General features: G+C 47.2%; 9 protein-coding genes. 6 read left to right on the top strand and 3 right to left on the bottom strand.

Annotated features, from left to right (window positions below; translation table 11 throughout):
- A partial coding sequence (locus NK638_RS11210; protein ID WP_274633082.1) for a hypothetical protein occupies nucleotides 1-285 on the bottom strand: 285 nt, incomplete at its 3' end.
- 446 nt (nucleotides 286-731) lie between these two features.
- On the opposite strand from NK638_RS11210, the gene rpsU reads away from it, so the two are divergent.
- Both rpsU and NK638_RS11200 read left to right on the top strand, forming a co-directional pair.
- Nucleotides 732-947 (top strand): 30S ribosomal protein S21, encoded by a 216-nt coding sequence (rpsU, locus tag NK638_RS11205; RefSeq protein WP_010195908.1) that lies wholly within the window; start codon nucleotides 732-734, stop codon nucleotides 945-947.
- Between the two features lie 372 nt (nucleotides 948-1,319).
- On the top strand, nucleotides 1,320-1,769 hold the full coding sequence (locus tag NK638_RS11200; protein ID WP_274633081.1) for a GatB/YqeY domain-containing protein: 450 nt from the start codon (nucleotides 1,320-1,322) through the stop codon (nucleotides 1,767-1,769).
- A 118-nt stretch (nucleotides 1,770-1,887) separates the two neighbouring features.
- Here the strand turns inward: NK638_RS11200 and NK638_RS11195 are convergent, their stop codons facing one another.
- A complete protein-coding gene (locus NK638_RS11195) occupies nucleotides 1,888-3,591 on the bottom strand; it encodes a M48 family metalloprotease (RefSeq protein WP_274633080.1) in 1,704 nt (567 codons plus the stop codon).
- Between the two features lie 282 nt (nucleotides 3,592-3,873).
- On the opposite strand from NK638_RS11195, the gene NK638_RS11190 reads away from it, so the two are divergent.
- The 4 genes from NK638_RS11190 to thiS all read left to right on the top strand — a co-directional run bounded on the left by NK638_RS11190 (nucleotide 3,874) and on the right by thiS (nucleotide 6,212).
- A complete protein-coding gene (locus NK638_RS11190; protein ID WP_274633079.1) occupies nucleotides 3,874-4,332 on the top strand; it encodes a sulfurtransferase TusA family protein in 459 nt (152 codons plus the stop codon).
- Between the two features lie 241 nt (nucleotides 4,333-4,573).
- On the top strand, nucleotides 4,574-5,437 hold the full coding sequence (gene rpoH, locus NK638_RS11185) for an RNA polymerase sigma factor RpoH (protein ID WP_201584544.1): 864 nt from the start codon (nucleotides 4,574-4,576) through the stop codon (nucleotides 5,435-5,437).
- Between the two features lie 82 nt (nucleotides 5,438-5,519).
- A complete protein-coding gene (locus NK638_RS11180) occupies nucleotides 5,520-5,897 on the top strand; it encodes a DUF423 domain-containing protein (protein WP_274633078.1) in 378 nt (125 codons plus the stop codon).
- 114 nt (nucleotides 5,898-6,011) lie between these two features.
- Entirely contained in the window at nucleotides 6,012-6,212 is a 201-nt protein-coding gene (gene thiS, locus NK638_RS11175; protein ID WP_075101831.1) for a sulfur carrier protein ThiS, read from the top strand.
- Nucleotides 6,213-6,524: 312 nt separating this feature from the next.
- Here thiS and hpf read toward each other — a convergent pair whose 3' ends face one another.
- Nucleotides 6,525-6,905, bottom strand: a complete 381-nt coding sequence (gene hpf / locus NK638_RS11170) for a ribosome hibernation-promoting factor, HPF/YfiA family (RefSeq protein WP_274633077.1) — start codon at nucleotides 6,903-6,905, stop codon at nucleotides 6,525-6,527.
- Nucleotides 6,906-7,533 lie beyond the last annotated feature (628 nt).

Here is a 7,533-nt window from a genome sequence, read left to right as displayed (position 1 = left end):
CTCAGTGGTGCCAGCATCTGTCGCCTCACCTTGGGTGTCTGTGCTTTCAGCATCGGTACTTTCGGCATCAGTGCTTTCTGTCGTCGTCGGCGCTGACTCGGGGAAATCCATTTGTTCAGCGGCAGGAGCGTTGCTACGGGCAAGCTCAGAGGCTTCATCGACACGGTCTTTGGCCAATACTTGATGCGACTCGCCTTCTTTGTCGCCACTACACGCGCTGATACCAAAGCCTAAAGCGACGACAAATGCGGTGCTTAGCGCCGTATTTAGTACTGATTTTTTCATTGCAACATCCTCAATAAAGTGCACATAAAACGATTGATATGATGCAAATAATCATAGCATAAACTCTACCCAAACCGTTATAGACAGTAGGGTTTTTTCTTGATGGCCACACTTGCCAAAAGCAGCTCTACTGATGCATATAGTAGTCCATCTCACCTTGCACTGACCAATCAAGCCTTATCAAACATCATTCGCTTTTGTTTGGTATTCATGACGCCGCCATACTGTACCAGTGGACAAAAAGGGCGCAACTTAATGATAATTATGAATTAATCAGCAAAAACCATTGACTTTATTGCTATTTTTTATTAGAATACTCGCCCTTGTGCTCTAGCACAAAATTGTCCTAGTTTGAGCTGATGCCAGTAATCTTGAGATATTACGGCTAAATACTACTATACAGCCAAACTAATGCCCTTATATCTCATCCTAATCAAGGAGTCTTCATGCCTGCAGTTAAGGTTAAAGAAAACGAACCAGTTGACATCGCTATCCGTCGTTTCAAACGTGCTTGTGAAAAAGCCGGCGTACTATCAGACGTACGTAAGCGTGAGTTTTATGAAAAACCAACGCAAGTACGCAAGCGCAAAAAAGCCGCTGCTGTAAAGCGTTATAAGAAAAAATTGCAACGCGAAACCATTCGTACCACTCGTATGTACTAATCACTTATTTGATTAGCTAAATATTAGCGCTACAGGAACGCCACTGCTATCGATTGATATCAGTGGCGTTTTTTGTGCTACAATTTTTATTATTATTACTGATATCGTCGCTCCGATATAAAAACGATACAGTGAGATGAAAAGTTGTTTTTCGCAGCATCTGTCGGCGTAGGCACAGCAAGCAAGAAAGCCAACTTTTCATTGAGCGGCTTGATAGCCATGTATCTGATTTATTTGGATTCAAACATATATTATTATCAGCTCATACGGCATTCACAAAACTATACTCATAAACCATACCCATAAAAAACACCAGCACAGGCCGTTTTTATGGCACGCTTTCCTAGTCTCTAATCCATAAGGATAATAACAATGAGCCAACTCAAACAAACACTATCAGACAGCATCAAAGCTTCTATGAAAGCGCGTGAGCTCGAGCGCGTCAAGGTGCTACGCAACGTACAGTCAGTCGTCAAACAAATCGAAATCGACCGCCAGATCGAGCTAGACGATGCCGCCGTCTTAGAGGTACTACAAAAGCAGCTAAAACAGCGCCAAGAGTCACTCGGTATCTTTACCGAAAATGGCCGTGATGATTTGGCAGCCAAAGAGCAGTTTGAGATCGATGTCATTAATGAGTTTATGCCCGCCCAGATGAATGATGACGAGATTGCCGCTTTGGTCAATGCAGAGATTCAAGCGCAAGGCGCAACATCGATGCGCGATATGGGCAGTGTCATGGGCGTGCTAAAGAGCAAAACGGCAGGCCGCGCCGACCCTGCCACCATCTCAAAGCTGGTCAAAAACGCGCTACAAGGCTAAGCGCTGCAAATCTAGGTACTGTAAAGCTAGGCACTACAAATCTAAGTATAACGGTTTCGCGCGAGCAGCGGTATCTCAGTGAGCATTTACATCAGTAACCGCCCCAATCAATCACCGCCTAAGGCTCAAAGTCTTGGGCGGTTTTTACGTTTTTGATCTCAGCTTTGATATTGGCCAGTAGTGGACGCGCGCTACCAGCTTGCGCAGTATTTTGGAGATTGTCTGCCAGCTGCTTGGCTTGTGTCAACGAGGTAAGCGCGGCATCATAACGTCCACTCCACAGCTGGTCATGACTGCGATAGCGCAGCGCATTAATGGTAGCAATATTGGCCAGCTTTGGTGTGGTGGTGGTTTTGGCCAGTTTTTCGTTGGCCAATTGCAGGCTTTGCCACGCATAGCGGTCACTTGGCTGCTGCTGGGTCAAAGGCTTGAGTAATGCTTGCGCTTGGAGCGGCTGATTACTATTGGTCAGCGCCTCTGCCAAATAGAGTCGCAAATCACGGCGCTCAGGATAGAGACGCTGCTGACTGGCCAAAATATCCGCCGCTTTTGCCCAATTACCTTGCTCAGCTAACAACTGGCTATGAGTAATCGATAAAAGTGGCTCAAGCCTTTGACGCTGAGCTGCGGGCAGTTTGTTTAGCGCTGCCAGTATCTCATCGGCATCGTCAAAGCGCTGCTGCTCGCCATACCACTGCATCAATGCCAACTTGGCCCCAACGCTGTTTTTGGCCGCTGTCGTCAGCACTGTTTCTGACGCATGCTTACCTGTACTCTGTACGCGCCAATAGAGCAGGTCAAACAGTGCTTGGTGGCGCTGCTGCTCGGCCAATGATAAAGGTGGATAGTGCTGGGCTCGGCTTTGCGATTCGCTCAAACGCTCGTTGCTTAGTGGATGCGAGCGCACAAAGCTTGGTAAAAATCGATTTTCAACTTGATTGAGCTGGCTTTGCTGATTCATGGTGGCAAAAAACCTTGGCATCGCCCTTGGATCATAACCCGCTTGGGTCATAATTTGCATGCCCACACGGTCGGCCTCGCGCTCGTTATTGCGGCTAAACGCCATGCTACTGTTCATCGTCGCAGTCTGGCTCCCCATCATCACGGCTGCGGCAGCATCTCCATCGACCGCCGACGCTGCAATGGCTGCCAGCATACCGCCTATCTGCATCAGTAGCGCTTTTTTGCGCTCGTCTGCCCCGCTCTCATAATGGCGCTGACTAATATGAGCAACTTCGTGAGCAACGACGCTTGCCAGCTCATCCATACTACTGGCGGCGAGTATCGTCCCCGTGTTGATACCGATGACGCCTCCTGGCGCGGCAAAAGCGTTGATACTTGGATTATCAATAATGACCAAGCCCATCGGTGCCTGCTGCCTTGCTTGTGCATTGAGCCGCCATGTCATGTCTTTGACGATCTCGTGTATCCACGGATCATGCTCCATCTTGATGCTTTTATTGATATTGCGTAGTGACCACTCACCGAGCAGCTTATTGTGATACTGTTCAGCAAAGCTCAGTCCTTGCCCGCGCAAGCTTGGCAAACTTAGCTCTTGGGTATCGGTGGACTGCCACGAATCATAAGGCGCAGACGACGCTTGACGCAGATCACTGCCGGCGGCGTGACTACTTTTAGGGGTCACAGCGGTCATCGCCGATATGGTCAATATCGCCGCCGATAGGATAGATAAGGACGGCCTGTGAGCCACGCTGCGCCTGCGCTTCTGGATAGAGACAGTATCAGGCATCAGCAAAGTCGGCGATGATGCTACTTCAGGGGCGACTGTACGGCCTGTGAGCGATTGATGAAAATAAAACAAATGCGCATCCTATACAAATAAATCCCAACGTCGTTTTGACTATACGAGCTTGTTTGTGCAAAATCAATTGTCCCGCGCCTGTGACTACCAATCACCACGCAGACCGTCACGATTGTGCAACATGACTGTGCAATCGTTATATCATTATCATCGTTATCATTCTAACGAACTGAACATGACGTTGACTATATTCAACTGCAATCGCCCCTGCGCTATTTGTTATAATGACAAACCATCACCCCTCTCTTAAGTTAAAACCCTCGCATATGATAAGGTTTGTTTATGTCTGCCGATAGTCAGCCCATCACCCGCCCCGCCTCTGACGTTATTTACTTCGCGGCGGATTTGTCTGCAACTGAGCAACAGCAAAGCTGCGAGCTGCTACGCTTGCTGGGTGACGCAGTACTCATCAGCGATACGCCGCTGGACATGACACCGCCGCGCCTGACAATAAAAAAACTGGTCGACGGCCGCGGACTGGCCTGCCCGATGCCTTTATTAAAGACCAAAGTAGCTCTGCGTGAGGTGACAGCAGGCGAGTCGCTATATGTGGTAGCGACTGATCCCAACTCACAGGCAGATATCACCGCGTTTTGTCGCCAAAGCCAGCAAACGGGCAGCGCAGCACCTTTGTCTTTAAGCGTCCATGAAGTGACCCATCAACCTGCCAATGATGATAAATCTGTCGCGCATTTCGATACAATATATCACTTCATCATTACCAAAACCGATAGCAACTAACGGTGGCTATCCTTTACAATTACAACTATAAAGATTTTTATCTGACTATTTGCTTAACTATTTAACCAAGGTCAAGAATATGGCTAATACTTCTAACAATGCTGCAAAAACGAGTAAAAAAGACGAGGCAGCGCCGATAAAAAATGAAGCACGCGATGCGGCGCTAAAAGCCGCTGCCGAGCGGCCACCCTACGACGCCAGCACCCTTGGCGACACCAGCACTCGTGACTTGGTGCCTGCGATGCCGACTCACTTGACGGCTCCTGGGGTAAATCTGGGCGCTTATATTAATACTGTGCACCAAATCCCTATTTTGACCCCAACGCAAGAACAAGAGCTTGCACACCGCTACTATGACGAAGGCGATGTCGAAGCGGCGCGCTTATTGGTCATGTCACATCTGCGTTTTGTCATTCATATCGCTCGTAGCTATTCAGGCTACGGATTGCCGCAGGCGGACTTGATTCAAGAAGGCAACTTGGGGCTGATGAAGGCGGTCAAACGCTTTGATCCCAATAAAGGCGTACGTTTGGTATCCTTTGCCGTTCATTGGATCAAGGCGGAGATTCATGAGTTTGTGATTCGTAACTGGCGTATCGTCAAAGTCGCCACCACCAAGGCGCACCGTAAGCTGTTTTTTAATTTACGCAGCTTAAAGAAAACCAATAATCAGCTGACGCTAGAAGAAGCGGATGCCATCGCCAAGGACTTAAACGTCACGCGTAAGCAAGTGTTAGAGATGGAATCGCGTCTGACCTCTTATGACGCCTCATTTGAAGCGCAATCTAGCGATGATGACGATGGCCGCTATGCGCCGCAGTTGTTTTTAGAAGATGGCATCGATCCAGCCGAGCAGCTCGAAGAAGAAGACTGGGAAGAAAACAACTCCTCAGCACTGCTTGCCGCGATGGGCACATTGGATGATCGCTCACGTGACATTGTCGAGCAGCGCTGGCTTTCTGAGCAAAAATCCACCTTGCATGAGCTAGCAGCAGTCTACTCTATCTCAGCGGAGCGCGTACGCCAGATCGAAAAAAACGCCATGGACAAGATTCGCGATGCCATGACCATCGATAGCGTTATCTTACCTGATGACATTCAATAGACAGTACAGAGTACATGGTAGCAAATAGTACAGAGCAGTAGATAGTGCAGAGCATGATGCAGTACATAACACGAGTTTTACTATGGTAAATTGGATAGGAATTGCGGCGATTAATATGGCCATTGCCGTGGCTCTAGGGGCATTTGGCGCGCATGGTCTGAAAAACCTCGTCAGCCTGCAGCAGTTAGAGTGGTGGCATACCGCAACGCTGTATTTATTTGTCCATGCGCTCGGCCTGCTGATCGTCGGCGTGTTGATACGTCTAAGGTACGCCGCGCAAGCCCCCGCATGGCTGCTACAAATCGGTATTATCATATTTGCTGGTAGCCTCTATGCGATGACACTGGGCGCGCCGCGCTGGTTTGGTGCTATCACGCCTATCGGCGGCGTGCTGATGATAGTAGGCTGGCTATGGCTGGCGATATCTGCATTTGCCATCAAGCCGGCGGTCGCAAAATAGCTTGTCAGGGCTGATAGCCATGATAAAAAAATGATAAAGAGTAAGGCGGCTGATAGTATGACCCATATGTCAGCACCGATAAAAGGAACAAGACTGCGTTAGGGAGCATCTGTTATGAGTACTATTAGTGTCAATGGTAAACATCTACAAACCACACACCAGACGGTGCAGCTGGTCATCAACGAGCTGGGCTTGAGTAAAGGTCGCTATGCGGTAGAAGTCGACGGCGAGCTGATACCAAAAAGCGAGCTTGCTGGCATGCGTGTCAAAGAAGGCATGAGCATCGAAGTGGTGCAAGCCGTCGGCGGTGGCTAGGTCTCAACGACCGTATTGCCATATACTGCCGTTACGTATCGTCAGTTCGACATAAAATCACTATGCTGAGAATAAACGGCTCTGATTAAATAGCTCCGATATAGTAAATGGCATAAAAGAAAAGACCTTAGCTCGGCTCTGATTAAATAGCTCCGATATAGTAAATGGCATAAAAGAAAAGACCTTAGCTCATAAGTGCTAAGGTCTTTTCTTTTATGCCGTTTATTTGTTTATAAGAAATTAAGACCTAATAAGGTAATGACATTATAATAGTAGTTGTATTGTCCTACGCTCTATTAGGTCCTAATAGGATCATACTGCTGGCGCTATCTCGGCTGGCGTCACATCCTGATAACGTCCATCACGCCCTGTTCCTTGCGTTTTCTTACGCTCTTGACGGGTTTTGTACTTACGGACTTGTCTATCGAGTTTGTCGGCCATGTCGTTGATGGCTTTGTACATATCATCTTCACATGCCTGGACAAACATCTCTTGACCCGCCACTCGCATAATGGCTTCGGCCTTATGGCTCTTCATGCCGCCGTCACTGGCGCCACTATTATCGAGCGATAGTATCACTTTAATACTCTGTATCTGATCAAAATGTCGCTCTACTTTTTCTAGCTTTTCGCGAACTGCCTTGTCCATGGCTTCGGTAACACTGATATGATGACCACTGATAGAAACATTCATATTATTGTCCTTTTGTTTATAACTCACAATCAACAGATGACATAGCCGTCCTGCCTGTATCACCCTGCCTTACCAACAACTCATTAATCAAATCTAAGACCCTTGTTAGCTATGTCTCTGATAGATAGACCGTTAGCCACCAGTATCTTTAGCAAAAAATCAACGTATTCTTATATCGTCTCTTTGGTTGCTAATGAAGATAAATACCGTCAAGGTAAATACATTCTATAAATACGTATTGAGGTTAGACACTTAGATTTTGTACTTGGGTTTCGTTGTTGGTATGACTCTAATTTGTCATGAAAGCGGCGTAGTAGCAAGCCATTAAATTGTAATTAAATGTAATAAAAACTGTTGTTTCTATCAAGTTTCTATATAATCAAAAAATTTTATTTTTTATAACTAGATATAGGGTGCAGCAACACAGTAGCATGGTCTATGGCTGATATCGACGCAAAAAAAATAACGCCGCTCATATCGTGATACTAGCGGCGCTATTTTAGGGCGTGTTTAACATTTACAAATAGGCACTGCTGATCGCTAAAATTGTTCCAGCCAAGGCGCAAAGCGACAATAATGCAGATGCCTTAGCTAGATTTGCAACGCAGTATGGCGCAATTTTAGCATC

The sequence above is a fragment of the Psychrobacter sp. A3 genome (assembly GCF_028823565.1).
GTDB lineage: Bacteria > Pseudomonadota > Gammaproteobacteria > Pseudomonadales > Moraxellaceae > Psychrobacter > Psychrobacter celer.
Note: the sequence above shows the minus strand (reverse complement) of the source record. Positions and strands in the feature narration are given on the sequence as shown.